Source organism: Paraburkholderia fungorum, assembly GCF_046027215.1.
Lineage (GTDB): Bacteria > Pseudomonadota > Gammaproteobacteria > Burkholderiales > Burkholderiaceae > Paraburkholderia > Paraburkholderia fungorum_D.
On sequence record NZ_JAQQEN010000001.1, the window covers coordinates 3710556 to 3733898 of the forward strand.

Consider the following 23343-nt stretch of genomic DNA (forward strand, 5'->3'; position numbering starts at 1 on the left):
ATGTACGCGCCCTCCTGCGGGAGGAGCGCATGGAATCCGAGTGAACCCGCCGGCGCGCCAATCGGATAGCGCCGGGACCCGCGGCCGATCGACGGCCGTCATCCGAAGGATAAGGACACGAGATGTTTGGCGATATCGCCCGTTTTCTGCTCAATACCGTCTTTACGCTGTTTGGCGCCGCGTTGCTGCTGCGCGCGTGGTTACAGGTGGTACGCATGCCGCCGTACAACCCGGTCACCAACGCGGTGCTGCAAGCCACCAACTGGATCGTGCTACCGCTGCGGCATATCCTGCCGAGCACACGCAATGTCGACTGGGCGAGCATTGTCGCGGCCCTGCTCGCCGCGATTGTCTATGTGGTCTCGATGGTGATGCTCACCGGCGCCGATCCCCTCACGCTACTGCCCACCCTGCTGATCGTCGCGCTGCTGACCGTCATCAAGTGGGCGCTCAACCTGATCATCTGGCTGACGATCCTGATGGCGCTGCTGTCGTGGCTCAATCCACGTTCGCCCGCCATGCCGATCCTGTATCAGCTGACGGCACCGTTTCTGAATCCGCTGCGCCGCGTGGTGCCGCAGCTCGGCGGGATCGACCTGTCGCCGATCCTGTTGTTCGTGATCGTGCAGGTGCTGTTGATGGTGGTGACGCGCGCGGCAGTTCAGCTGACTTACTTTGTAATCTGAACCGCGCGAAGTGTGCCGGCTGGGCAAGGGTGGCGGTAGCGCGATTTGCGCAAACTACCCTTTCCCGCGTAGAATCATGCGCTCTGCGGGCGTCGTATAATGGTAATACCCTAGCTTCCCAAGCTAGAGCCGTGGGTTCGATTCCCATCGCCCGCTCCACTTTCCTGCTAAAGACCTTCAGCAGAATCCAGCAAGAGCCGCCTCCATGAAGGCGGCTTTTTTGTAGTGGCGGCGGCCCGGCGCGGCTACGCCTGAACCACGGCCCATGCCGCGCGGCCGCGAACGGCGCCTTGCAGCAGCCCACCACGCAAGCCGCCAGGCCCTCACCCTTGTAGCAGCATCGACGATGATCCACGATCCAAACGACGCCGGCCTGCCGGACGAACTCCCGCCGATCTCCAGCGCAGCTGAAGACCAACCCGTCGGCAGCGACGCCCCGCAAGACGAGCCGCTGCACCGCCGCCGCATCCGCAGCTTTGTCACGCGCGCTGGCCGCGTCTCGACGGGCCAGCGCCGCGCGATGGACGAACTCGGTCCGCAGTTTGTCGTCCCGTTCGCCCCGCAACAGCCTGACTGGCACAGCGTGTTCGGCCGCGAAGCGCCGCGCGTGCTGGAAATCGGCTTCGGCATGGGCGCGACCACGGCGGAGATCGCCTCGCACCGTCCGGATGACGACTTTCTCGGCGTCGAAGTGCACGAGCCAGGCGTCGGCGCGCTGCTGAAGCTGATGGGCGAGCAGAACCTGTCGAACATTCGCATCATTCAGCACGACGCGGTCGAAGTGCTTGAACAGATGATCGCGCCGGACAGCCTCGACGGCGTGCACATCTTCTTTCCGGATCCCTGGCACAAGGCACGCCACCACAAGCGCAGGCTGATCCAGCCGAAGTTCGTCGGCTTGCTGGTTTCGCGCCTGAAGCCGGGCGCCTATCTGCATTGCGCAACGGATTGGCAGAATTACGCGGAACAGATGCACGAGGTGCTGGGTGCTGAGCCCACGCTGGAAAATACCGCCGACGGCTACGCGCCGCGCCCCGACTATCGTCCGGTGACGAAGTTCGAGCGACGCGGGCTGCGCCTCGGACACGGCGTGTGGGATCTGGTGTTCAGAAAGCGCACTGCGGCATAAGCTTGCGCTCGACGCCCAAAACGAAAAAGGTCCGCAAATGCGGACCTTTTTGTTACCGATAAGCAAACAAGCGCAAACTCAATCCGCCCAGCTCAACGCGCCGCTGTAACCCACCAGCAGGATCAGCAATCCAAACGCGATCCGGTACCACGCGAATGCGGTGAAATCGTGCGCGGCGATGTAGCGCAGCAGCCAGCGTACACACGCGAAAGCGCTGATGAACGCGGCCACGAAGCCAATCGCGAAGGTGCCGAGCGCGTCGACCGACAGCAAGTGCCAGTCTTTATGCAGCTCGTACGCGGTCGCGCCAAAAATGATTGGAATCGCCAGAAAGAAGGAAAACTCCGTGGCTACGCGCCGGTCAAGCCCGAACAGCATGCCGCCGATGATCGTCGAGCCGGAGCGCGACATGCCCGGGATCAACGCAAAGCATTGCGCCAGACCGACTTTCAAGGCATCCAGCGGGCTCAGATCGTCGATATTCTGCACACGTGCCACCACGCCGCCGCGTGCGCGTTGACGCGCTTCCGCCCACAGAATCACCACGCCCCCTACTACTAGCGCGAAGGCGACGGGCACCGGTGAAAACAGCGCCGCCTTGATGGCCTTTTCGAACAACAAACCGAGCACTACCGCCGGAATCGTCGCGATGATCACATTCAGCGTGAAGCGGCGCGCGTCCGGACGGCTTGGCAAGCCGGCCACCACGCTGCCGATGCGGCGGCGAAACTCCCAGCACACGGCCAGAATCGCGCCGAGCTGGATCACGACGTCGAAAGTCTTCGCGTGTTCGTCAGTGAAATTGAGCAGACTGCCTGCGACGATCAAATGCCCGGTGCTCGACACCGGCAAAAATTCCGTCAAGCCTTCGACGACACCCAGAATCAGCGCCTTGCACGCTATTAGCCAGTCCATCCGTGACCCTCATCGCTGTAATTAGTCGGTCGAAACAGGGTCGGCACGTCACGCGCAGCCCCGCCGGCCGCGCGCTCCGTCATTTTTCGACGATTTGCACGCGTATGCCGTTTGTAAGGACGGTGATTGTACCGGGTTCGTAGTTCACTCCGGCAAATTGCAGCTGTTCGGGCTTGAAGGTATAGATCGGATAGTTGGTCAGCAATTGCGTCGCGAGCACCGCGGCGGCCGCGTTGATCTGCTGCGTATAAGCCTGCGCATCGCCGCTTACGCTGACGTTATCCACGTTGGGCGACTTCAGCACGACGGATTTGCTGGCGGCGTCGTAGACCAGTTCGCTCGATAGCGTGAATACGCCGTCTACCGGCTGCGGCATGAATGGACTGGCGAGTCGCGCGTCGAGCTTCACCGAAACACGATTTGCATCCGGCAGGAAGCCGACCACCGGATGAGTGAGCGCGACATCGAATACTTGCGAAACCGTGCGCTGATACGGGAATTTGCGCTGCACCGCGTCCTGCACCTGCTGCTGCGAGAACGTGTAGTGCGAAGGGATGAACGGGAAGGTCGCTGTCGCGCAGGCCGTCAGCGACACGGTGAGGCTGAGCGCGGCGCCGCCGCTCATCGCGGCAAGCAGGAAACGGCGCCGGGTCGGCGCAGCGGGTCGAGTCATGCGAAATCTCCTGTGGAAGCTTTCTCGGGCATGCGGTTACGGTGTGGGTCGTTCTGATGTGGCACAAACGGTCTGTGGCTCGTTCCGGCGGCATAGACGCCATAGGTGCTAAAGACGTTCCAGGCGCGGTGCCGGTTGCGTTTGTGCTTCGAGCTGGGTCAGCCACGCGAGCGCTTCGCCGCGGTTCGTGCCGCACATTTCCGCTTGCGGCTGCAAACCGGAACAGCAAGCCGGCCGCTCCGGCCGACCGAAGATCGCACAGCGCAGATCGTCGCCGAGTTGCACGCAGCGTACGCCCGCCGGCTTGCCGTGCGGCATGCCTGGAATCGGACTGGATATGGATGGAGCGATGCAGCACGCGCCGCAATCGGGGCGGCACGCATGGCCTGCCACATCGAACGGAGATTCGCGCTTCATCACGTTGTTCGGCACATCATTCACGACATTTTTCCTGAACTCGAAAACATTCAATGCAACACCAGACCCGCATTGTGCCACCGCACCCGATGCGACCTTTTTACACAATCGGGCCGGCATCGCTCACGTAAACTTGCTGGCTACGAAAGGCCACGCTCAAGAGGCGCCTGCGTTGTTGGATCCAGTCTTGCGAACCCGCCCGCTCCTGCCTCTGCTACGGTGGCCGTCAGACCCGAGCCCTCCATGACCACCGCCCACTCGCTGTTCCGCCCCGATCTGCTCACCAAATACAGCGCGAACGGTCCACGGTATACGTCCTATCCGACCGCCCTGCAGTTCCGCGACGACTTCGATCGCGCCGATTATTTACGTGCCGCCGCTGCCCCGGGCGCCTCCACCACCGATCTCTCGCTGTACTTTCACATTCCGTTTTGCGACACCGTGTGCTTCTACTGCGGCTGCAACAAGGTCGCGACGAAAAACCGCGCGCATGCGCGTCCGTATGTCGAGCAGCTGAAGCGCGAAGTGGCTCTGCAGGCGGCGTGTTTCGATACGCGCCGGCCGGTGTCGCAATTGCATTGGGGCGGCGGCACACCCACCTTTCTGTCGCACGACGAAATGGCGGAGCTGATGGAAGCCACGCGCCAGCACTTCACATTGCTGCCCGATGCCGAAGGCGAGTATTCCATCGAGGTCGATCCGCGTGAGGCATCGCCGGAGGCCATCGCGCATCTGCGCAAGATCGGCTTCAACCGGCTCAGTCTCGGCGTGCAGGACTTCGACCCTGTCGTGCAGCAGGCGATCAACCGCATTCAGCCGCTGGAGATGACCGCGTCGGTGATGCAGGCCGCGCGCGACACCGGCTTTCATTCGATCGGCGTCGATCTGATTTACGGGCTGCCGCATCAAACCGTCGAGAGCTTTAGCCGCACGCTCGATACGATGCTCGCGCTCGCGCCCGATCGCCTGTCCGTGTTCGCTTACGCGCACATGCCGCAGCTCTTCAAGATGCAACGCCAGATGGACCCTGCCACGCTACCCTCGCCTGCCGTACGGCTCGCGATCCTGCAACGGGTGGTCGAACGGCTCACGAGCGCGGGCTACGTCTACATCGGCATGGATCACTTCGCGCTGCCGTCCGACGAACTCGCCCGCGCGCAGGCGCAACGCACCCTGCATCGCAATTTCCAGGGCTACAGCACACGGGCGGAGTGCGATCTGATCGGCTTCGGTGCGTCGTCGATCGGCAAGGTCGGCGACGTGTATGCGCAAAACATCAAAGACCTGCCGGGCTACGCGATGGCGATCGGCGCTGGCCAACTCGCGATCGCGCGCGGCGTGCGCCTCACCGCCGACGACCGTCTGCGCCGCGACGTCATCACGCAGCTGATGTGCAATCTGGAATTGCGCTTCGACGAATTCGAGGCCGCCTACGGGATCCGCTTCACCACCACGTTCGAAGCGGAACTGGAGCGGCTGCGCGGCTTCGAGCAGGACGGCCTGGTCTCGCTAACTGGCAACAAGCTCGAAGTACAACTGGCCGGGCGCATGCTGGTGCGCAATATCGCCATGGTGTTCGACCACTACCTCGGCCGGCAAACGCTCGAACGTTTTTCCCGCACCGTTTGAAGACTCGTCACGCGGCGAAAGCAACTGGCTTGCCCGTCGCAGGATTTTCGGCCATAATCTGCGTCTTCGCTGCGCGCCATGTCCTGACGCGTACGCTGCAAGACCTGCCCAGGTGGTGAAATTGGTAGACGCAGGGGACTCAAAATCCCCCGCCGCAAGGCGTGCCGGTTCGATTCCGGCCCTGGGCACCAAGAATTCGCGTGATACACGCTTCAGCTTTTTCTAAAACGCCGCCAGCGCGCTTTGCCGGCGGGGTTTGTTGTTTCTGACGATGCCCGCATTGCAAGCATCGCCACACAATCCCTACTGCCCTGCCACTCGTGCGCCACCGTGCAGCGCCGCGCGCCGGCGCTTGAACGCATAGCCGACCCACATCACCACCAGCCATGCCGGCACGAGCCACACCGAGACCGACAATCCCGGCGTCATCGCCAGAATGACCAGGATCAGCGCCATGAAGGCAAGGCAGATCCAGTTGCTGACGGGAAACCAGAACGACTTGAAGACGAGCATTTCGCCCGCCGCCACCATCGCCTTGCGCGATTTCAGATGCGTCAGGCTTATCAGCGCCCAGTTCAACACCAGCGCGGCGACAACCAGCGCCATCAGCAAGCCGAGCGCTTCGGCCGGAATCAGATAGTTGATGATCACGCAGGTGAACGTAGCGAGCGCCGACAACCCAATCGCCATATACGGCACGCCGCGCCGGTCGACCTTCATCAGGGCGCGCGGCGCATTGCCCTGCTCCGCGAGACCGTAGAGCATCCGGCTATTCGCATAGACGCCGCTGTTGTAGACCGACAGCGCGGCCGTCAGCACCACCACGTTGAGCACATTGGCCGTCAGCGTCGAACCGATCTGCGAGAAGATCATAACGAACGGACTGCCGCCGGCTGCCACCTGATTCCACGGATACAGCGAGAGCAGCACCGTCAGCGAGCAGATGTAGAAAATCAGAATCCGGTAGATGACCTGATTCACGGCCTTCGGAATGCTCTTCTGCGGGTCGTCCGCCTCCGCGGCCGTAATGCCGATCAGCTCCAGGCCGCCGAATGAAAACATGATCACCGCGAGCATCATGAAGAGGCCATGAAAACCATGCGGAAAGAAACCACCGTCGGCCCATAAGTTCGTGATCGAGGCTTGCGGACCGCCGTGGCCGCTGATCAGCAGATAGCCGCCGAACACGATCATGCCGATCACCGCGACCACCTTGACGATCGCAAACCAGAATTCGGTTTCGCCGTAGGCTTTGACGTTGGCGAGATTGATCGCGTTGATGCCGACAAAGCACACCAGCGCCGACAGCCACGTGGGCACGCCCGGCCACCAGTAATGCACATAGGTGCCGACCGCGGTCAGCTCGGCCATACTCACGAGCACGTACAACACCCAGTAGTTCCAGCCCGACAGAAAGCCGGGAAAGTCGCCCCAGTACTTGTACGCGAAGTGGCTAAACGAGCCGGCAACCGGCTCCTGCGCGACCATTTCGCCGAGTTGCCGCATGATCATGAACGCGATGATGCCGCCAATCGCGTAGCCAAGAATCATCGAGGGGCCCGCTGCCTGCAATACGCTGGCGGAGCCGAGAAACAGGCCGGTGCCAATCGCCCCGCCCAGCGCGATCAGCTGGATATGGCGATTCTTCAGCCCGCGCTTCAGGCCGTCTTGCTGCTGTGCACTATTCAAAATTGCGCCCCAGTGTATGGATATCGATCACCCGATCGGACTTGTGGTCCGGCCCGGCAGAACCGTAAATTTTAGCGTGGCCGATATTACCTAAATACTGGGACGAACCCGTGCTTGGTTCCGCGCCGCACTTAACGGCGACGATAGTGATTGTCACCCTCGCCCTGCTTCGGTATGTTGCCCTAGTCGAGGTTTCAGCCTTCGGAGATTCAACATGTCGCCCAAACGTCTGCTTTGCGCTGCTGCTGTGTGTCTCTGCTTCGCTGGGGCCAGCGCCTTCGCGCAAACCGCGGCACCCGCTGCCGAACCGGCCGCAGCGCCGGACATGAACTCTCAGACGCCTGCAGCACCGGCGCCAGAGCCTGCCACGCCGCCCGCGCCGGCCCCCGCTGCTCCGGTTGCCACCGCGCCCAGGCCGGCACCCGCCGCGCCGATGTCCGGCCCCGTGCGCAACGTGGTGCTGGTGCACGGCGCTTTCGTCGATGGCTCGAGCTGGAATGGCGTCATCGCGAAGTTGCAGCAGAAGGGCTATCACGTGAGTTCGGTGCAGAACCCGCTCACCTCGCTCGCCGACGATGTCGCCGCGCTGCGCCGCGTGCTGGCGCGTCAGGACGGCCCAACCATCCTCGTGGGGCATTCATGGGGTGGCGTCGTGATTACCGAAGCGGGCGGCTCGAATGCGCCGAACGTCGCGGGTCTGGTCTACATTGCGGCCATTGCGCCCGACCTGCATGAATCGACCATGGATCTCATGAAACGCGCGGCGCCGGCGCCCGCGGGTGACAGCATCATCACCGACCCATCCGGCTTCCTCTGGCTCGACCGCACGAAATATCACGCCGACTTCGCCGCAGATGTGCCGGAAAACCTCACGCGCGTACTCTCCGCCGCGCAACAGCCGATCGCCGCCAAGGCGTTCACTGAAACCGTCAGCCATGTGGCATGGAAAGAAAAACCCTCGTGGTATGTGCTGACGACGAAGGATCGCACCGTGTCGCCCGAAATCGAGAAATTCATGGCCGACCGGATGGGCGCGCGGATCGTGCCGATGGCGTCGAGCCATCTCGCCCCGGTGTCGCATGCGGGCGCGGTCGCCGATGTGATCGATCGCGCCGCACGTGAACTGAGCCGCCAGCAGTAGCGAGCTTCATGCATATGCGCGAGCGTCCTCGCGCATATGCACCGCCGGCACTTAGCGCAGATTCGTGGTCGCGAGTTCGACCACCTCGTCGCCGCGGCCATTCAGCACCGCGCGCAGCATATACAGGCTGAAGCCCTTAGCCTGCGCCCACTGAATCTTCGGTGGCAGCGCGAGTTCGTGCTTCGCGGTCACCACGTCAATCACCGCCGGCCCTGGATGCGCGAACGCTTCACGCAACGCGGTCTCGATGTTTTCCGACTGCTCGATACGCGCGCCGTAAATGCCGGCGCCGCGCGCGATCGCCGCGAAGTCGGTCGCGGCGAGATCAGTGCCGCTTTCCAGATAACCGCCCGCTTTCATCTCCATTGCGACGAAGCCGAGCGTGCTGTTGTTGAACACCACGACCTTGATCGGCAGGTTCAACTGGCGCGCGGTGAGCAGATCGCCGAGCAGCATCGACAGGCCGCCGTCGCCCGAGAGCGAAATTACCTGCCGTCCGGGCTCGGCCGCTTGCGCGCCGAGCGCCTGCGGCATCGCATTCGCCATCGAGCCATGGTTGAACGAACCGTGCAGACTGCGCCGGCCGTTCATCGTCAGATAGCGTGCGGCCCAGAGCGTCGGCGTGCCGACATCGGCGGCAAACACGGCGTCTTCGTTGGCTACCTTGTCGATGATGCTGGTGAGGTATTGCGGATGAATCGCGCGCCCCGGAGCGGATGGGCGGGCGAGATCGTCGAGGTCCTTGCGGGCGTCGGCGTAATGCTTGCGCGCGTTCTCGAGAAAGCGCCGGTCGGTCTTGCGCTGGAGTCTGGGCAACAGCGCCTGCAGGGTCGCCTTCACGTCGCCGACAAGGCCGAGTTTCAGCGGCGCGCGCTTGCCGAGCGCCGAGCCGCGACGGTCGATCTGCACGACGTTGCCATGCGTCGGATAAAAGTTGCGGTACGGGAAATCGGTGCCGAGCATCACCAGCGTGTCGCACGACATCATTGCGTAATAGCCCGAGCTGAAACCGATCAGGCCGGTCATGCCGACATCGAACGGGTTGTCCCATTCCACGAATTGTTTGCCGCGTAAGGCGTGCACGGTCGGTGCGCCGAGCTGGTCGGCGAAGGCCACGACCTCGTCGTGCGCGCCCGCGCAGCCGCTGCCGCACAATAGCGTCACGCCACTGGCCTGATTCAGCAGATCGGCGAGCCGGTCCAGATCGGCTTCGGACGGCACCACTGCCGAACGCTCGAGCGTGCCCGCCCAGGCTGGCGTTTCGTCGGGTGCTTCGGCGAGTGCAACGTCGCCCGGCAGCACGATCACCGCAACGCCGCGCTCCTCGATTGCGGTACGCATCGCGCGCGCCAGCACGCGCGGAAACTGCGACGGATTTGTGACCAGCTCGACGTAATGGCTGCACTCCTTGAACAACTCTTGCGGGTGCGTTTCCTGGAAGTAGCCGAGACCGATTTCCGACGACGGAATGTGCGCGGCGATCGCCAGCACGGGTTGATGATTACGATGGCAGTCGAACAGGCCGTTGATCAGATGCAGGTTGCCGGGACCGCAACTGCCCGCGCAGACGGCAAGCTTGCCGGTGGCCTCCGCATCGGCGCCGGCGGCGAAGGCGGCGACCTCCTCGTGGCGCGTATGCATCCAGCGAATCGAGCCGAGCCGTTGCAAGCTATCTGAGAGGCCATTCAGGCTATCGCCCGTCACGCCCCAGATCCGTTCGACGTCTGCTGCCGCCAATGTTCTGGCCAGATAATCCGCGATAGTCTGCTTACCCATGCTGAACTCCGCTAAGTGAGAGAGACGGTACCTCTGGAATGGCAGAGAGTACCGCTTCCTCGCGAAACGTGCCGCGATGGCGCTGATGCTTTATGAAAACGTAAGCGTGATGAATTGCGCGCGTAGGGAAGGCGTTGATCGGCTAGCGCAACATGAACGACATCGCCGAAAGGCAGTTCAGCATGCGCACGGCATGCTCCGCCGATGCCGCACTGAAACGCAGCGTAACGGCGTCGACACGCGTCAGCGTCGGCCACTGGCAGAACAGATCCGCGAGCGCGGTGGTCTGGACGCGCAATTCGCAATCCACGGGTGCCGGCGTTGCACGCGTGGCGGTCGCTGCCAGCCCGGCGCTCAGGTGGTGCCGAACCACTTCGCGCGCCGCGCGTTCGATGGCGTCGCGCGCGCCTGCCGGCGTTTGCGTGACGCCGCTTGCATGCCCTGTGGCGCGCTTGGTGACGACAAACCGCGCACCCGGAAAACGCGGCGCGGTTTCCTCGGCGAAAACATCGTCGCCTGATAAAAGCGCGACACGTGCGCCATATTCTTCCGCGAGTGCACCATACAGTCCCGCCTCGCCGACTTCGACACCGTCAAGCGAAACGCGTGCGAACGCAAAACTGTTGATCGTATGCGCAAGAACGCCGCGCGTTTGCGACATCGCGTGATAGCCGATCATGAACACCAGCGCCGCGCCGTATTCGAGCCCGGCCATCATGCCGAGCGTGCGCGGTTTGCCGAGCACGACCTGGGCGCGCGCGTCGAGCAGATCAGGCAGCAGATTACGAAAGCCGCCGTGCGAATCGTTGACCCAGACGTCGGTGGCGCCGCCCGCGAATGCGCCTTCGATGGCGGCGTTTGCTTCAAGCGTCATCCAGCGGCGCGCGGCTTCATATTCACCGTTGCCCGCACGGGTTTGCTCGGGATGGAACACACCCGCCACGCCTTCGATATCGGCGGAAATGAGGACTTTCATCTGAAGGATGACTTGAGAAGTTGAGCAAGATCGCTGGTTGTATCGCGCAGCGACAGACGCCGATGACCATCGCGCCCCGTCACGGATGTGGCGCTCCACAACGCGTCGATGATCGCCTGCTCGACGCTGTCCGCGCAGGCACGAAACAGCGGATCGAGACGCGCATCCTTGAGCAACGGCGGCAACGTGACGAGATCGGCATCGTGCGGCACGGTATAAGCCGTCGAGAAGGCCAGCGCGATGTCGCCACTGCCATGGCCGTAGACCGAACCGGTTCGCGCAAGGCCGGCCGCCGCGCGCAACGAGAGACGCTTGAGCTGGCGCGCGTCGAGCGGCGCATCGGTCGCGACGATCATGATGATCGAGCCCTGCTCGGGTTTCGCGGCGGTCGCCGTGGCCGCCTGGGACGCACGTTCTGCCAGCACGCGACCCAGCGCTACGCCGTCGACGGTCAGCATCGGCAGACGGCCGAAATTCGCCAGCACCAGGGTGCCGACCGTATACATCTGCCCCGCCACTTCGACCACGCGCGATGCGTTGCCGACGCCGCCTTTCAGGTCGAAGCACGACATGCCACGCCCCGCGCCGACCGAACCGCTGGCGATCGCCACGCCAGCCGCATCGTAGGCTGCCTGATAGTGCTGTTCGCCGACAGCCAGCGCCTGGATATGGTTCAGGTAGCCATCATTGCATTCGAACACCAGCGGATTCACCGTCGGCCATTCGCGTCCGATGCGCGGATTCGCTGCGACCGCCGCGCGAATCTGCGCCTGCGCGAGTGCGGCGACGCCAAAGGTATTCGTCAGCGCGATCGGCGTTTCTAACACACCGAGTTCTTCGACCTGCACGAGCCCGATGCTTTTACCGAATCCGTTGATCACCGACGCAGCAGCGGGCACCTTGTCGAGAAACGGATCACCGCCATGCGGACGGATCACCGTCACACCGGTTTGCACGGGGCCGTCATCGAGCGTGCAATGGCCCGCCGTCACGCCTTGCACATCGGCAATCGACCCGCGCGGCCCGCGCGGCAATACGCCGATATGCGGCATGGTTTCAGGGTTCGCCGCGCTCATGGCCGGTCGAGCTTCGGATCGAGCGCGTCACGCAATCCGTCGCCCAGCAGGTTGAACGCGAGCACCGTGAGGAAAATCGCCAGGCTCGGGAACAGCGCGATATGCGGCGCCGTGACCATATCGGCGCGCGCTTCGTTGAGCATCGCGCCCCACTCGGGCGTCGGCGGTTGCGCGCCGAGTCCGAGGAACGAGAGACTTGCTGCCGTGATGATCGAGGTGCCGATACGCATCGTAAAGTACACGACCACCGATGAAATCGTGCCCGGCAGAATATGCCGCACGATAATGGTCCAGTCCGATGCGCCGATACTGCGCGCCGCCTCGATATAGGTCAGTTGCTTGAGCATCAGCGTATTGCCGCGCACCAGCCGCGCAAACGCCGGAATACTGAAGATCGCCACGGCGCAGACCACGTTGATCATGCCGTTGCCGAGAATCGCGACCACACCGATCGCCAGCAGAATGCCAGGGAATGCGAACAGCACGTCGGCAACGCGCATCGTGATGCGGTCCCACCAGCCTTCGTAGTAGCCGGCCAGCAAGCCGAAGAACGTACCGATCACCGCGCCGATCGCGACCGACAGAAAGCCCGCCGCCAGTGAAATGCGCGAGCCCGCCAGAATGCGGCTGAAAATATCGCGGCCCAGCGAATCGACGCCGAACCAGTGGGCCGCCGAAGGGCCCGCGTTCAACGCGTCGTAGTCGAAGAAATTCTCCGGGTCGTACGGAACGATATGCGGCGCGACGATCGCGACCGCGATCAATAGCAGCACGAAAATGCCCGCGGCGAGCGCCACGTGCTGCTTGCGGAATTTGCGCCAGAACTCGCTCCACGGGGTGCGGATCGCGCGTTCTGCGGGGGCGGATTTCGCCGCATTCGCCTCGGTGGCTGTGGTGCTCATGCGGGCCTCACTTGAAACGGATGGTCGGGTTAATGACGGCATACAGCACGTCCACAACCAGGTTGATGATGATGAATTCGAGCGAGAACAACAGCACCTCGGCCTGAATCACCGGATAGTCGCGCATCGCGACGGCGTCGACCAGCAGGCGCCCAAGGCCGGGCCAGTTGAACACCACTTCCACGACGATCGAGCCGCCCAGCAGAAAGCCGAACTGCAGCCCCATCATCGTGATGACCGGAATCATCGCGTTGCGCAGACAGTGTTTGACGATCACGAGCCGCTCGGGCACGCCCTTGGCGCGCGCGGTGCGGACAAAATCTTCGTTCATCACTTCGACGAACGAGGCGCGCGTGAAGCGGGCCATTACCGCCGCTACCGCCGCACCGAGCGTCAGCGACGGCAGCACGTAGCTCTGCCACGAACCGTCGCCGACAATCGGCAGCCAGCCGAGCTTCACCGAGAAAATTTCCATCAGCAGCATGCCGAGCGCGAAGGCCGGAAACGAAATACCCGACACCGCGAGCGTCATGCCGAGCCGGTCCGGCCAGCGATTGCGCCACACCGCCGAGACAATGCCGATGCCCATGCCCAGCACCACCGCCCACACCATGCTGGCGAGCGTCAGCAGAAGCGTCGGCATGAAGCGCTCGCCGATTTCCTGGCTGACCGGCCGCTTGCTGCGCGTCGAAGTACCGAAGTCGCCATGCGCGATCTTCACGAAGAAGTTGGTGAATTGCTGCGGCATCGGCTTATCGAGGCCCAGATCGGCGCGCACCAGCGCGACAGTCGCTTCATCGGCCTCGGGGCCGGCGGCGAGCCGCGCCGGATCGCCCGGCAACAGATGCACGAACAGGAAGACCAGCAAGGCGACAATAAAGAGCGTCGGCAGCAGGCCAAAGAGACGTTTGACGAGAAAGTTCAGCATGAAACCCATCCGGCAATGATGCGGGCAACGAAGAATCTTGCGACGCGGTACACGACCGCCTGGCCGTTGCGTTGACGAACAACGCAGCGGCCGGGCGCTCAACCCATCACTTGATGGCGATCTCGTCGAAATTGAACGAGCCGTCCGGCGCCACGTAAGCACCCGACAAACGCTTGCTGCGCGCGTACACCACCTTCTCCTTGACGAGGAAGATCCACGGCGCGTCGGCCCAGATGCGCTTTTGCGCGTCGGTGTAGAAGGCGGCCTTCTGCGTGCGGTCGGTGGTTTCGAGCGCCTGCTTCAGATCGCTGTCGACGGTGTCGTTCTTGTAGTACGCGGTGTTGACCATCTTCGGCGGGAACGACACCGAACCGAGCAACGGCGTGATGGCCCAGTCGGCTTCACCCGTCGACGACGACCAGCCCGCGTAGTACATCCGCACCGGCGCGCTGGCGGCATCCTGTGCGCTTTCCACTTTGGCGACGCGCTGACCTGCTTCGAGCGCTTCGACCTGCGCCTTGATACCGACCTGCGCCAGTTGCTGCTGCACGAACTGGATCACCTTCTGCGCGGTCGAGTAGTTATACGCGGACCACAACGTGGTTTCGAAGCCGTTCGGATAGCCCGCTTCCTTCAGCAGTTCGCGCGCCTTCGCCGGATCGTACGGCCAGGGGCCGAGCTTCACCGCGTAATCGACGCCTTGCGGCACCACGCCGTCAGCCGGCGTCGCGTAACCGGCGAACGCGACCTTCGTCAATGCGTCCTTGTTGACCGCGTAGTTCAGCGCTTCACGCACTTTCGGGTTGTCGAACGGTTTCTGATTGACGTTCAGGCTGATGTAACGCTGGATGATCGATGGCGACGCGATCAGATCGACCTTCGGGCTCGACTGCAATTGCGCGGCCTGTTCGAACGGCACCTGGAACGCGAAGTCCGCTTCGCCGGTGCGCATCAACGCTGCACGCGTGTTGTTGTCCACGACCGGCTTCCAGTCGATCGAATCGACCTTCGGGTAGCCCTTCTTCCAGTAGCCGGCGAACTTCTTCACCGTCAGGTCGCCCGCCGGGTCCCACTTCACCAGTTCGAACGGACCGGTACCGACCGGATGGAAGGCGATATCCTTGCCGTATTTCTTCAGTGCGTCCGGCGAAATCATCACGGCGGACGGATGCGCCAGTACGTTGACGAAGGCCGAGAACGGCGCCTTCAGCGTGATTTTCACCGTGTACGGATCGACCACTTCGGTCTTCTCGATGCGGTTGAACATGTTGTAGCGCTTGAGCTTGTTCGCCGGATCCGTCACGCGGTCGAAGTTCGCCTTGACCGCGGCGGCGTTGAAGTCCGTGCCGTCCTGGAACTTCACGCCATGGCGCAGCTTGAACGTATAGACCCGGGCGTCCGGGCTCGCCTCGTAACTGTCGGCCAGCACGTTGACCAGCTTCATGTCCTTGTCGAAGCCGAACAGCCCTTGATAGAACGACTTCGCGACGGCTTGCGAAAGCGTGTCGTTGGCATCGTACGGATCGAGCGTCGTGAAGGTCGACGCGACAGCCATCACGGCCGTGGTATCGGCGTGCGCCACATTGCCCGCGAGCATCGCGAACACCACCGCGCCGCCGCTAACCAGCGCGCGCAAACGAAACGGAGAAGACGGGACCAGCAGGTTCATGAGGTTAAGCTCCAGGCTGCGAAATGAATCAGGTTGGTGTGAGGCGGATAGGAATACTTGAGTGCTTGCGGGTGGGTGGATCAGCGCGCTCAATAAGCACCGCCGACCCGGTGCTGGGCGACGAAATGATCCGGGCCGACTGCAATCAGCGGCGCCACAATCGGCTCGTCGTGCAATGCGCGGATCGGGCTGGGGATCTCATCGGCGGCCAGCATCCGTTTCGCGTGACGGCGCGCCGGATCGGCGACCGGCACCGCGCCCATCAGTTTCTTCGTGTACGGATGCTGCGGGGCTTCGAACACCGCGCGGCGCGGGCCGATCTCGACGATCTGGCCGAGATACATCACCGCCACGCGATGGCTAACGCGCTCAACTACCGCCATGTCGTGCGAGATGAACAGATAGGCGACGCCGAGTTCGCGTTGCAGATCGAGCATCAGGTTGACGATCTGTGCCTGCACGGAGACGTCCAGCGCGGAGACGGATTCATCGGCGATCACCACTTTTGGATTCAGGGCCAACGCCCGCGCGATCGCGATCCGTTGCCGCTGTCCGCCGGAGAATTCGTGCGGATAACGGCGCGCCGCTTCGGGTGGCAAGCCGACTTTTTCGAGCAGCCACGCAACCCGCGCCTGCGCTTCTTCACCTTGCGCCACGCCATGTACGAGCAGCGGCTCCATGATCGAGAAGCCGACCGTCAAACGCGGATTCAGCGAAGCGAACGGATCCTGGAAAATAAACTGGATGTCGCGGCGCAGCGCCTGCAACGCCGGGCCCGTCAGCGAACTGATTTCCTTGCCAGCGAATTCGATCGAGCCGCTCTGGCTTTCCACGAGGCGCAGCAACGAGCGGCCGGTGGTGGATTTGCCGCAGCCCGACTCGCCGACGAGTGCGAGCGTTTCGCCCGGGCGCAAATCGAAGCTGACTTTTTCGACCGCGTGCACACGGCCTGTTACGCGGCCGAACACGCCGCTCCTGACCGGAAAGCGCGTAACCAGATCGCGCACACGCAGGATCGGCGGCGTGCTGTCCTGCACTGGCGGCTGGGCCTCTTCAGCGACTGCCGCAGCGGGACGCACGGCCTGTTCGGCACCACTCAAGGCAGCCTGCTCGACGGTCAGAATCGGAAATCTGGCAGGCTGATCGGTGCCCTGCATCGCGCCCAGACGCGGCACGGCCGCCAGCAAAGCCTTGGTATAAGGATGCGACGGCGCGGCGAACAGTGTGTCCGATGCGCCCTCCTCGACCTTCTCGCCGCGATACATCACGAGCACGCGATCGGCCACTTCGGCGACCACGCCCATGTCGTGCGTGATGAAGATCACGCCCATGTTCATCTCGTCCTGCAAGCCGCGGATCAATTGCAGAATCTGCGCCTGAATCGTCACGTCGAGCGCGGTGGTCGGCTCGTCGGCGATCAGCAATGCGGGCTTGCATGACAGCGCCATCGCGATCATCACGCGCTGGCGCATGCCGCCGGACAGTTGATGCGGGAAACGCGCAGCCACCCGGCGCGCTTCGGGGATCCGCACGAGTTCGAGCAGGCGCAGCGTTTCGGCATGCGCGGCGGAACGGCTCTTGCCCTGATGCAGCGCAATCGCTTCGCTGATCTGATCGCCGACCGTGAAGACCGGATTGAGCGACGTCATCGGCTCCTGGAAGATCATCGCGATGTCGGCGCCGCGAATCGAGCGCATCGTGCCGGACGACGCTTTCGCGAGGTCCAGCACGCTGCCGTCGCGGCGCCGGAAAGCGATGCTGCCGCCGGCAAGACGCCCACCGCCGTGCTCGATCAGCCGCATCAACGCGAGCGAGGTCACCGATTTGCCTGAGCCCGATTCGCCGACGATCGCCAGCGTCTCGCCGCGCTCGACCGTCAGCGACAGATTGCGCACCGCATTGAAGGTGGTGTCGCCGCTGCGGAACGCGACCGATAGATTGTCGACCGCGAGTACGCGTTGCGGCGGCAAGGTTTCCATCAGCGGGCGGGCGGAGTGCGAGTTAGTCGGCACGATGTTTCCTTTGAATTCGGACGCAGGAAGCGAAGGTTCAGCGAGCGGGCGCAAGCGTTAGCGATAGATCGCCGTGACCGGCGTTTCACCCACGCGGGCGAAGCCGCGATACATGCCCTCGGTATTGAAAGGCAGCGTGACGTTGCCGCGCGCATCGACGGCGACCAGACCGCCGCGGCCGTCGATTTTCGGCAAGCGATTCATCACCACGTCGTGCGCCGCTTCTTCGAGCGAGACGTTGCGATACGCCATTTGCGCGGCCACGTCGTAGGCGGCGACCATGCGCATGAACATCTCGCCGGAGCCGGTGGTGGAGACCGCGCAGGTGGCGTCGTCCGCATAGCAGCCCGCGCCGATCAGCGGCGTATCGCCGACCCGGCCCACCTGCTTGTTGGTCACACCGCCCGTCGATGTGGCGGCCGCCACGTGACCGTGTTGATCGAGCGCGACCGCGCCGACCGTGCCGAACTTGCGATTCGGATCGATCGGTTCATGCGGCGTGGGGTCGTCGTTCGAAGCGGACGCGGCGGAAGCCAGTGTCGCGCCGTCGTGATCGAGCATCGCGCGTTGCTGACCGCGCGCCAGCAACCACTGACGATGACGCGCGTCGGTATGGAAATACTCCGGCTCGACGAATTCGAGTCCTTGCGCCGCCGCGAATGCTTCCGCGCCTTCGCCGGTAAACAACACGTGCTCGCTACGCTCGAGCACGCGGCGCGCCGCCAGGATCGGGTTGCGCACGCGCTTCACGCAGCAGATCGCGCCGGCGTCGAGCGTGCTGCCGTCCATGATCGCGGCGTCGAGTTCGTGCGTGCCGGCTGCCGTGTAGACGGCGCCACGACCCGCATTGAAGAGCGGACAGTCTTCGAGCAGACGCACGGCTTCGCTGACGGCGTCGAGTGCGCTGCCGCCGTCAGCGAGCACACGCTGGCCGGCGCTCAGCACCGAATGCAAAGCGGCGTGGTATTCAGCTTCGGCGTTGGCCGACATCGACGCGCGCAGGATGGTGCCTGCTCCGCCGTGAATGGCAATGACTGCGTTGGAGTTCATCGTTTGGTTCTGGGAGTGCGGGGAGTACGGATGGACGTGCGCGCGGACTGATCCGCGGTGCCGGACGGCGCGGCGTAGGGATCGGTGAGCCAGGGCAGGACGAATTCGCTGACCTCGGCGGCCGCTTTCACGGAGCGTTTGGCGCGATACGCGACCGCGTCGCAAAGCGCTTCGATCACGGCCAGCACGGCGGAATCGGCATTGGCCGCGAGCCGCCGTTCCGAACGGATGTACAGCGTGAGATCGGCGAATTGCGCGAGCGGCGAATGCGGGCCGTCGGTCAGCGCGAGCACCCGCGCGCCGCGGCTCGCGGCACGCCGCGCGAGTTCAATGGTGTCGTCGACGTAGCGGGGAAACGCGATCCCGATCACCAGATCGTGTTCGTCCGATGCGAACAGACGGCGCGCCGCATGCGAAGGACCGCCGATCAGCGCGAGTGACTGCACGTTGTCGTGATACGGCATCAGGCCATGCTCCATCAACCCCGCGAGAAACGCGCTGGCCCCGTAGCCGAGCACGAACACACGGCGTGCGGCAATGATCGCTTCGACCGCGGCTTCGGCTGCGGCGCTATCGATTGCGGTGCGGGTGGAGTGAAGGTTGGCGGCGGCCTGCTGGAGCGACGCATCGAGCAGGTCGTCGCCAGGCGCGAGCGACTCCTGCGCGCTGCGCAGCCGTTCGACCGGCGCAAGCGTGGCTTCGAAACCGCGCACCAGCGCCTCACGAAACTGCGGATAACCGTCGAAGCCGAGCGCGCGAGCGAAGCGATTCGCGGTCGCCACCGAGGCGCCCACCACGCTCGCCAGTTCGTCGATCCGCATGGTCGCGGCGCGAAACAGATTCGCCAGTACGTATTCGCCCATGCGCCGGTGGATCGGCGTCAGGGTCGGCATCGCCACGGCGATACGCGCGGCGATTGCCTGCTCGGCGGGACTGGATGCAGCGGCGGCTGGGTGATGGACCATGCGGATGATCCACGGCGCGGACCGTCCCCAAAGGGGACTTCCTGCCGGGACGTAATCAAATTGAATGAAAGTATATTTACATGAAAAGTCCTTATAAAAAAATTCATTTTCATTTTCGAGGGTTTATCCCGACGAGCCGCGACGTGTTTGGGGCACAACGCGTCGGTCCGATGAAAACCGTTTTTCACTGTGCCGTCGCCGTGCCCTCGAGAATGTCCGCAAGCCGCGCGGCCGGCGACATGACAATGATCAATGCCTGCACGACAAAGGCCGCCGCTGCGGCCACGAGGCATGGCTCCATGCCCCACCGCGCGCTGATCGCGGCGCCGAGCAACGCGCCCAACGGCCGCGCGCCATACGTTGCCGTGCTGTTGAGCGCCGAGACGCGACCGATCATCCGCTCCGGCGTGATCGCCTGACGCAGCGTGGTCGAGCCGACGACCCACAGAATCGGTCCGACGCCGAGAAGGAAGAAACTCAGCGTCGCCAGCCAGAACGACGGCGCGACGAGCGTCGCCACCATTACGAGCGAGGCGAGCAGGCCGCAGAACGGTCCGATGATCAGCACGCGGCCGAATGCGAGGCGTCGCGCGATGGCCGGTGCGGCGAGCGCGCCGCACACCATGCCGATGCCGTAGGCACCCAGCGTCACGCCCACCGCCGACGCGTTCAACCCGAGCCGGTGCACCGCGTAGGGCACATACACCGCTTGCAGAATGAAGAAGCCGAGATTGAAGAACACCGCGGTCGCGAGCATCGGCCGCAGTAGCGCGTCTCGCAGCACGAAACGTGTGCCGTCGCGCAGCTCCAGCAGGAAGTGCCGCTGCGCGGCCGTCGCGCGCGGCGGTTCGCGCAGCCCCGCCAGCAAGGTGACGGCCAGCGCCGACAGCCCGGCCGCACAGCCATATGCCGAGCCCGCGCCGATCCAGCCCACCAGCAGGCCACCGAGCGCCGGCCCCGCCGAATAGGCGACGCTGCGCGCGAGTTCGAGCCGTCCATTGGCCTGCGCGAATGCCTCGCGCGGCACGATCGACGGCACCAGCGAAGGCGCCGCGACGTTGTAGGCGACGGTGCCGGTCGCCGCAATGAAACCGAGCGCGGCAAGCAGCGGCAGACTCAAGGTGTGCGTCATGACGAGCAGCAACACAGCCAGCATCGCGATCACGCGCACGCTTTCGGCGAGCGTCATCAAGGTGCGGCGCGAGCGTCGATCGGCCCACACGCCGAGCGGAATCGACAGCAACAGGAACGGCAGCGTCTGCGCGGTTTGCAGCAAACCGGTGTCGCGCGCGCCGGCGCCGAGCGCGAACACAGCGACGAGCGGCGCGGCGGCAAGGCTGATCTGCTCAGCGGACTGCGCGACCAGATTCGACCATGCGAGGCGCTGGAACGCGACCGGCAGACGGATCGTGGATGAAGCGGAAGCGGCATGCATCGATAAACTCCTGCGACGGGACTTGAGGAGTGCATCGTGGTCGCTTTGGCGCGGCGCGGCGCTCCGCTTCTTGCGGTGTTATTCTTCGCTCGCCATGAATCTCGAAAGCATTCTCTTCACTCAAGGTTTCGGCTCGCGCCGCCAATGCCGCGCGCTGATCAGCGACGGCCGCGTGAGCGTCGAAGGCGCGGTCCGCACCGATGCCGATACCGACTTCCCAACCGGCGACGACACGTTCCGTTTCAGCGTGGACGGCGTCGTCTGGCCGTATCGCGAGCATGCCTATCTGCTGCTGAACAAGCCCGCCGGGTATGAATGTTCGCGTGAACCACAGCATCATCTGAGCGTGTTCAGCCTGCTGCCGCCGCAGTTCGCCGAGCGCGGCGTGCAATGCGTGGGCCGTCTCGACCAGGATACGACGGGCCTGCTGCTGCTCTCCGACGACGGCAAGTTCGTCCACCTGTTCACGTCGCCGAAACGCAAAGTGCCGAAGGTGTACGTCGCGACCACGCGCCACCCTGTCGACGACGCCCAGCTCGCCGCCCTGCGCGACGGCGTACTGCTGCACGGCGAGGCCAAACCGATCGCCGCTGTCGAGGCACGGGCACGCGGCGACCGCACGCTGGCGCTCACCGTGATGGAAGGCAAGTATCACCAGGTCAAGCGGATGATCGCGGCGGCCGGCAACCGCTGCGAGGCACTGCACCGCGAGCGCATCGGCGGACTTGCATTGCCTGCGACGCTGGCCGAAGGCGCATGGCAATGGCTCGACGAAACCGACCTCGGATCTTTACGGAGCGGGTAAACCGGTAGTGCCCCTTTAAAGCCTTGAGGCGTCAGGGGAATCGTGTGCTCCGCCGCACACAAGGCCCACACGGCCCGCGCAGCGCGCTGCGCCGCAACATGTGCTTCCTTACGAGCCGCCCTATACTCGATTAAACAAAGACTACAAAGGGTTCAAGGAGGGCGTCATGGTCACCCGCGACATTGTTGCGATCTCGCCTGTGATGATTGCTTTCGCGTGCCTGGGGCTGGTTCTGATCGGCGCGCTGCTCATCGTCATGCGGCTGCGCCACAAATACCATCCGAACCTGATCGGCGCACTGATCGGCGCGATGCTGTGTTTCCTGCTTCTGGAAGCATTGCCGGCACTGACCTGAAATCGGTCGCTCAGCCACGCACCGCGCGCAGAAAATCGTCGACGCTCGGATAGCGCAAGCGCACCCGCAACTCCTCCTTGAGGCGTCGGTTGACGAGCCGCCGCGATTCCCGCATGAACGACAGCAAGGTCGGCTCGATCTGCTGCTCGGCTTCTTCGCGCGTGATGCGGGGAGCGCGCTCGAAGCCGAACGCGTCAGCCACCACGTCGAAGTACTCCCCCATCTTCAGCGACGTGTCGTCGGACGCGTGGACCACGCGCGCGGCGCGTCCGTGCGTGGCCATGCGTACGAGAATCGCCGCGAGATCGTCGGCATGGATGTGGTTGGTGTAGACGTCGTCGGCATCGACCAATGCCGGTGTGTGCTTTTCGAGCCGTGCCAGCGGCAGACGGTTGCGCGCATAGATGCCGGGAATGCGCGCGATGCTGGCGGCAACCACACCGCGGGCGGTCGCGCGCCGCAGTTGCCGCTCAGCCGACACGCGGCGTTTGGCGCGCGGGTTGGCGGCCTGCAACGCACGTGTCTCGTCGATCCAGACGCCGCCGCAATCGCCGTAGACGCCCGTCGTGCTCGCGTACACCAGCCGGAGCGGCGCGCGCGAACCAGCGGTCCAGCGCACCCCGTCGGGTACAATGTCGGCTGTTTCAGATTCCGCCCATGAGGCACGAATCCGGCGCAGCCGCCCCACCGGCGCTACCGCACTGCGCGCGGCACGTAGCGCGCGATCGCGGCGAACGCCCAGCGTCGCGAGCAAGGCACGGGTGCGGCGGTCATCGTCGCCGGTCTTTTGCGGTGGCGCGAGGTGCAGCACTGTCGGCGCGAGTCCTGCGAGCCGTTTCAGACTGCGGCGCACGTCGAGGTCGCCGACCAGTGGCGTCACGCCCGCGGCGCGCAATTCGGCGCTCCGCTCTGCGTGGCTGGTGAGCGCGAAGACATGCGCGTGCGGCTGTAGCAAGGGTACGCAGCGCATGCCAACATCGCCGCAACCTACAATCAGCACCCGCGGCCGGCGTAAATTTCGTGTCGCTTTCATGGTGGACGCATTGTAGCCGTCAAGCGCGGCGGGCACCGCGCAGTTGACACCGCGGTCCAATAACGATTACCGACTTTTCGAT

At 64.0% G+C, this 23343-nt stretch carries 21 protein-coding genes and 2 tRNA genes; 8 read left to right on the plus strand and 15 right to left on the minus strand.

Translation table 11 applies throughout. The annotated features are described in order from the left end of the window. Positions 1–122 precede the first annotated feature (122 nt). From PQR27_RS16545 to trmB, 3 genes are all read left to right on the plus strand, one after another. On the plus strand, positions 123–686 hold the full coding sequence (locus PQR27_RS16545; RefSeq protein WP_408524657.1) for a YggT family protein: 564 nt from the start codon (positions 123–125) through the stop codon (positions 684–686). An 85-nt stretch (positions 687–771) separates the two neighbouring features. After that, positions 772–845: transfer RNA gene (locus PQR27_RS16550), tRNA-Gly, on the plus strand. Positions 846–1032: 187 nt separating this feature from the next. After that, positions 1033–1815, plus strand: coding sequence for a tRNA (guanosine(46)-N7)-methyltransferase TrmB (trmB, locus tag PQR27_RS16555; protein WP_408524658.1), 783 nt, complete (start codon positions 1033–1035; stop codon positions 1813–1815). Positions 1816–1893: 78 nt separating this feature from the next. Here trmB and PQR27_RS16560 read toward each other — a convergent pair whose 3' ends face one another. The 3 genes from PQR27_RS16560 to PQR27_RS16570 form a co-directional block, all read right to left on the minus strand. Continuing rightward, a complete protein-coding gene (locus PQR27_RS16560; protein WP_408524659.1) occupies positions 1894–2730 on the minus strand; it encodes an undecaprenyl-diphosphate phosphatase in 837 nt (278 codons plus the stop codon). Between the two features lie 79 nt (positions 2731–2809). After that, a complete protein-coding gene (locus PQR27_RS16565) occupies positions 2810–3403 on the minus strand; it encodes a DUF1439 domain-containing protein (RefSeq protein ID WP_408524660.1) in 594 nt (197 codons plus the stop codon). A 108-nt stretch (positions 3404–3511) separates the two neighbouring features. Beyond that, positions 3512–3820 (minus strand): YkgJ family cysteine cluster protein, encoded by a 309-nt coding sequence (locus PQR27_RS16570; RefSeq protein ID WP_408525507.1) that lies wholly within the window; start codon positions 3818–3820, stop codon positions 3512–3514. Between the two features lie 243 nt (positions 3821–4063). Between PQR27_RS16570 and hemN the strand changes: the two genes are divergently transcribed. Together hemN and PQR27_RS16580 are read left to right on the plus strand one after the other, a co-directional pair. Next, entirely contained in the window at positions 4064–5449 is a 1386-nt protein-coding gene (hemN, locus tag PQR27_RS16575) for an oxygen-independent coproporphyrinogen III oxidase (RefSeq protein ID WP_408524661.1), read from the plus strand. A gap of 106 nt (positions 5450–5555) precedes the next feature. Then, positions 5556–5640: transfer RNA gene (locus tag PQR27_RS16580), tRNA-Leu, on the plus strand. A 112-nt stretch (positions 5641–5752) separates the two neighbouring features. Here PQR27_RS16580 and PQR27_RS16585 read toward each other — a convergent pair. Further along, the gene (locus tag PQR27_RS16585; RefSeq protein ID WP_408524662.1) at positions 5753–7138 is read right to left on the minus strand and encodes an amino acid permease; all 1386 of its coding nucleotides are present in this window, start codon (positions 7136–7138) and stop codon (positions 5753–5755) included. Between the two features lie 214 nt (positions 7139–7352). Here PQR27_RS16585 and PQR27_RS16590 point away from each other — a divergent pair, with 214 nt between their 5' ends. Beyond that, positions 7353–8279 (plus strand): alpha/beta fold hydrolase, encoded by a 927-nt coding sequence (locus PQR27_RS16590; protein ID WP_408524663.1) that lies wholly within the window; start codon positions 7353–7355, stop codon positions 8277–8279. A 51-nt stretch (positions 8280–8330) separates the two neighbouring features. Here PQR27_RS16590 and poxB read toward each other — a convergent pair whose 3' ends face one another. From poxB to PQR27_RS16640, 10 genes are all read right to left on the minus strand, one after another. Further along, positions 8331–10055, minus strand: a complete 1725-nt coding sequence (gene poxB / locus PQR27_RS16595; protein WP_408524664.1) for a ubiquinone-dependent pyruvate dehydrogenase — start codon at positions 10053–10055, stop codon at positions 8331–8333. 142 nt (positions 10056–10197) lie between these two features. Next, positions 10198–11031, minus strand: a complete 834-nt coding sequence (locus PQR27_RS16600; RefSeq protein ID WP_408524665.1) for a M55 family metallopeptidase — start codon at positions 11029–11031, stop codon at positions 10198–10200. Further along, entirely contained in the window at positions 11028–12107 is a 1080-nt protein-coding gene (locus PQR27_RS16605; RefSeq protein ID WP_408524666.1) for a DmpA family aminopeptidase, read from the minus strand. The genes PQR27_RS16600 and PQR27_RS16605 overlap by 4 nt, the downstream gene beginning before the upstream one ends. Then, complete coding sequence (gene gsiD / locus PQR27_RS16610; protein WP_408524667.1) at positions 12104–13009, minus strand: glutathione ABC transporter permease GsiD; 906 nt, start codon at positions 13007–13009, stop codon at positions 12104–12106. The genes PQR27_RS16605 and gsiD overlap by 4 nt, the downstream gene beginning before the upstream one ends. A gap of 7 nt (positions 13010–13016) precedes the next feature. Then, positions 13017–13937, minus strand: coding sequence for a glutathione ABC transporter permease GsiC (gsiC, locus tag PQR27_RS16615; protein ID WP_408524668.1), 921 nt, complete (start codon positions 13935–13937; stop codon positions 13017–13019). Positions 13938–14043: 106 nt separating this feature from the next. Continuing rightward, positions 14044–15606, minus strand: a complete 1563-nt coding sequence (gsiB, locus tag PQR27_RS16620) for a glutathione ABC transporter substrate-binding protein GsiB (protein ID WP_408524669.1) — start codon at positions 15604–15606, stop codon at positions 14044–14046. 89 nt (positions 15607–15695) lie between these two features. After that, the gene (locus tag PQR27_RS16625) at positions 15696–17585 is read right to left on the minus strand and encodes a dipeptide ABC transporter ATP-binding protein (protein WP_459251658.1); all 1890 of its coding nucleotides are present in this window, start codon (positions 17583–17585) and stop codon (positions 15696–15698) included. Positions 17586–17675: 90 nt separating this feature from the next. After that, entirely contained in the window at positions 17676–18668 is a 993-nt protein-coding gene (locus tag PQR27_RS16630) for an isoaspartyl peptidase/L-asparaginase family protein (protein WP_408524671.1), read from the minus strand. Further along, positions 18665–19633: a MurR/RpiR family transcriptional regulator gene (locus PQR27_RS16635; RefSeq protein ID WP_408524672.1), complete on the minus strand. Its 969-nt coding sequence runs from the start codon at positions 19631–19633 to the stop codon at positions 18665–18667. Before PQR27_RS16635 ends, PQR27_RS16630 begins: the two co-directional genes overlap by 4 nt. A gap of 184 nt (positions 19634–19817) precedes the next feature. Then, complete coding sequence (locus PQR27_RS16640) at positions 19818–21068, minus strand: MFS transporter (RefSeq protein ID WP_408524673.1); 1251 nt, start codon at positions 21066–21068, stop codon at positions 19818–19820. 94 nt (positions 21069–21162) lie between these two features. Between PQR27_RS16640 and PQR27_RS16645 the strand changes: the two genes are divergently transcribed. Both PQR27_RS16645 and PQR27_RS16650 read left to right on the plus strand, forming a co-directional pair. Continuing rightward, a complete protein-coding gene (locus PQR27_RS16645; protein ID WP_408524674.1) occupies positions 21163–21873 on the plus strand; it encodes a pseudouridine synthase in 711 nt (236 codons plus the stop codon). Between the two features lie 166 nt (positions 21874–22039). Next, positions 22040–22228, plus strand: a complete 189-nt coding sequence (locus PQR27_RS16650; protein ID WP_408524675.1) for a hypothetical protein — start codon at positions 22040–22042, stop codon at positions 22226–22228. 10 nt (positions 22229–22238) lie between these two features. On the opposite strand, the gene PQR27_RS16655 is transcribed toward PQR27_RS16650, so the two are convergent. Then, positions 22239–23261 carry an NAD-dependent epimerase/dehydratase family protein gene (locus tag PQR27_RS16655; protein WP_408524676.1) on the minus strand — a complete coding sequence of 341 codons (1023 nt, stop codon included), beginning with the start codon at positions 23259–23261 and terminating at the stop codon, positions 22239–22241. Positions 23262–23343 lie beyond the last annotated feature (82 nt).

Excerpts from the sequence above, each read along its gene's own strand:
- PQR27_RS16650 (WP_408524675.1), top strand. The coding sequence starts at position 22,040 with ATGGTCACCCGCGACATTGTTGCGATCTCGCCTGTGATGATTGCTTTC.
- hemN (WP_408524661.1), top strand. The coding sequence starts at position 4,064 with ATGACCACCGCCCACTCGCTGTTCCGCCCCGATCTGCTCACCAAATAC.
- PQR27_RS16545 (WP_408524657.1), top strand. The coding sequence starts at position 123 with ATGTTTGGCGATATCGCCCGTTTTCTGCTCAATACCGTCTTTACGCTG.
- PQR27_RS16625 (WP_459251658.1), bottom strand. The coding sequence starts at position 17,585 with ATGGAAACCTTGCCGCCGCAACGCGTACTCGCGGTCGACAATCTATCG.
- poxB (WP_408524664.1), bottom strand. The coding sequence starts at position 10,055 with ATGGGTAAGCAGACTATCGCGGATTATCTGGCCAGAACATTGGCGGCA.
- PQR27_RS16655 (WP_408524676.1), bottom strand. The coding sequence starts at position 23,261 with ATGAAAGCGACACGAAATTTACGCCGGCCGCGGGTGCTGATTGTAGGT.
- gsiC (WP_408524668.1), bottom strand. The coding sequence starts at position 13,937 with ATGCTGAACTTTCTCGTCAAACGTCTCTTTGGCCTGCTGCCGACGCTC.
- gsiB (WP_408524669.1), bottom strand. The coding sequence starts at position 15,606 with ATGAACCTGCTGGTCCCGTCTTCTCCGTTTCGTTTGCGCGCGCTGGTT.
- PQR27_RS16630 (WP_408524671.1), bottom strand. The coding sequence starts at position 18,668 with ATGAACTCCAACGCAGTCATTGCCATTCACGGCGGAGCAGGCACCATC.
- PQR27_RS16605 (WP_408524666.1), bottom strand. The coding sequence starts at position 12,107 with ATGAGCGCGGCGAACCCTGAAACCATGCCGCATATCGGCGTATTGCCG.
- trmB (WP_408524658.1), top strand. The coding sequence starts at position 1,033 with ATGATCCACGATCCAAACGACGCCGGCCTGCCGGACGAACTCCCGCCG.
- PQR27_RS16645 (WP_408524674.1), top strand. The coding sequence starts at position 21,163 with ATGAATCTCGAAAGCATTCTCTTCACTCAAGGTTTCGGCTCGCGCCGC.
- PQR27_RS16635 (WP_408524672.1), bottom strand. The coding sequence starts at position 19,633 with ATGGTCCATCACCCAGCCGCCGCTGCATCCAGTCCCGCCGAGCAGGCA.
- PQR27_RS16560 (WP_408524659.1), bottom strand. The coding sequence starts at position 2,730 with ATGGACTGGCTAATAGCGTGCAAGGCGCTGATTCTGGGTGTCGTCGAA.
- PQR27_RS16590 (WP_408524663.1), top strand. The coding sequence starts at position 7,353 with ATGTCGCCCAAACGTCTGCTTTGCGCTGCTGCTGTGTGTCTCTGCTTC.
- PQR27_RS16565 (WP_408524660.1), bottom strand. The coding sequence starts at position 3,403 with ATGACTCGACCCGCTGCGCCGACCCGGCGCCGTTTCCTGCTTGCCGCG.
- gsiD (WP_408524667.1), bottom strand. The coding sequence starts at position 13,009 with ATGAGCACCACAGCCACCGAGGCGAATGCGGCGAAATCCGCCCCCGCA.
- PQR27_RS16600 (WP_408524665.1), bottom strand. The coding sequence starts at position 11,031 with ATGAAAGTCCTCATTTCCGCCGATATCGAAGGCGTGGCGGGTGTGTTC.
- PQR27_RS16640 (WP_408524673.1), bottom strand. The coding sequence starts at position 21,068 with ATGCATGCCGCTTCCGCTTCATCCACGATCCGTCTGCCGGTCGCGTTC.
- PQR27_RS16570 (WP_408525507.1), bottom strand. The coding sequence starts at position 3,820 with ATGAAGCGCGAATCTCCGTTCGATGTGGCAGGCCATGCGTGCCGCCCC.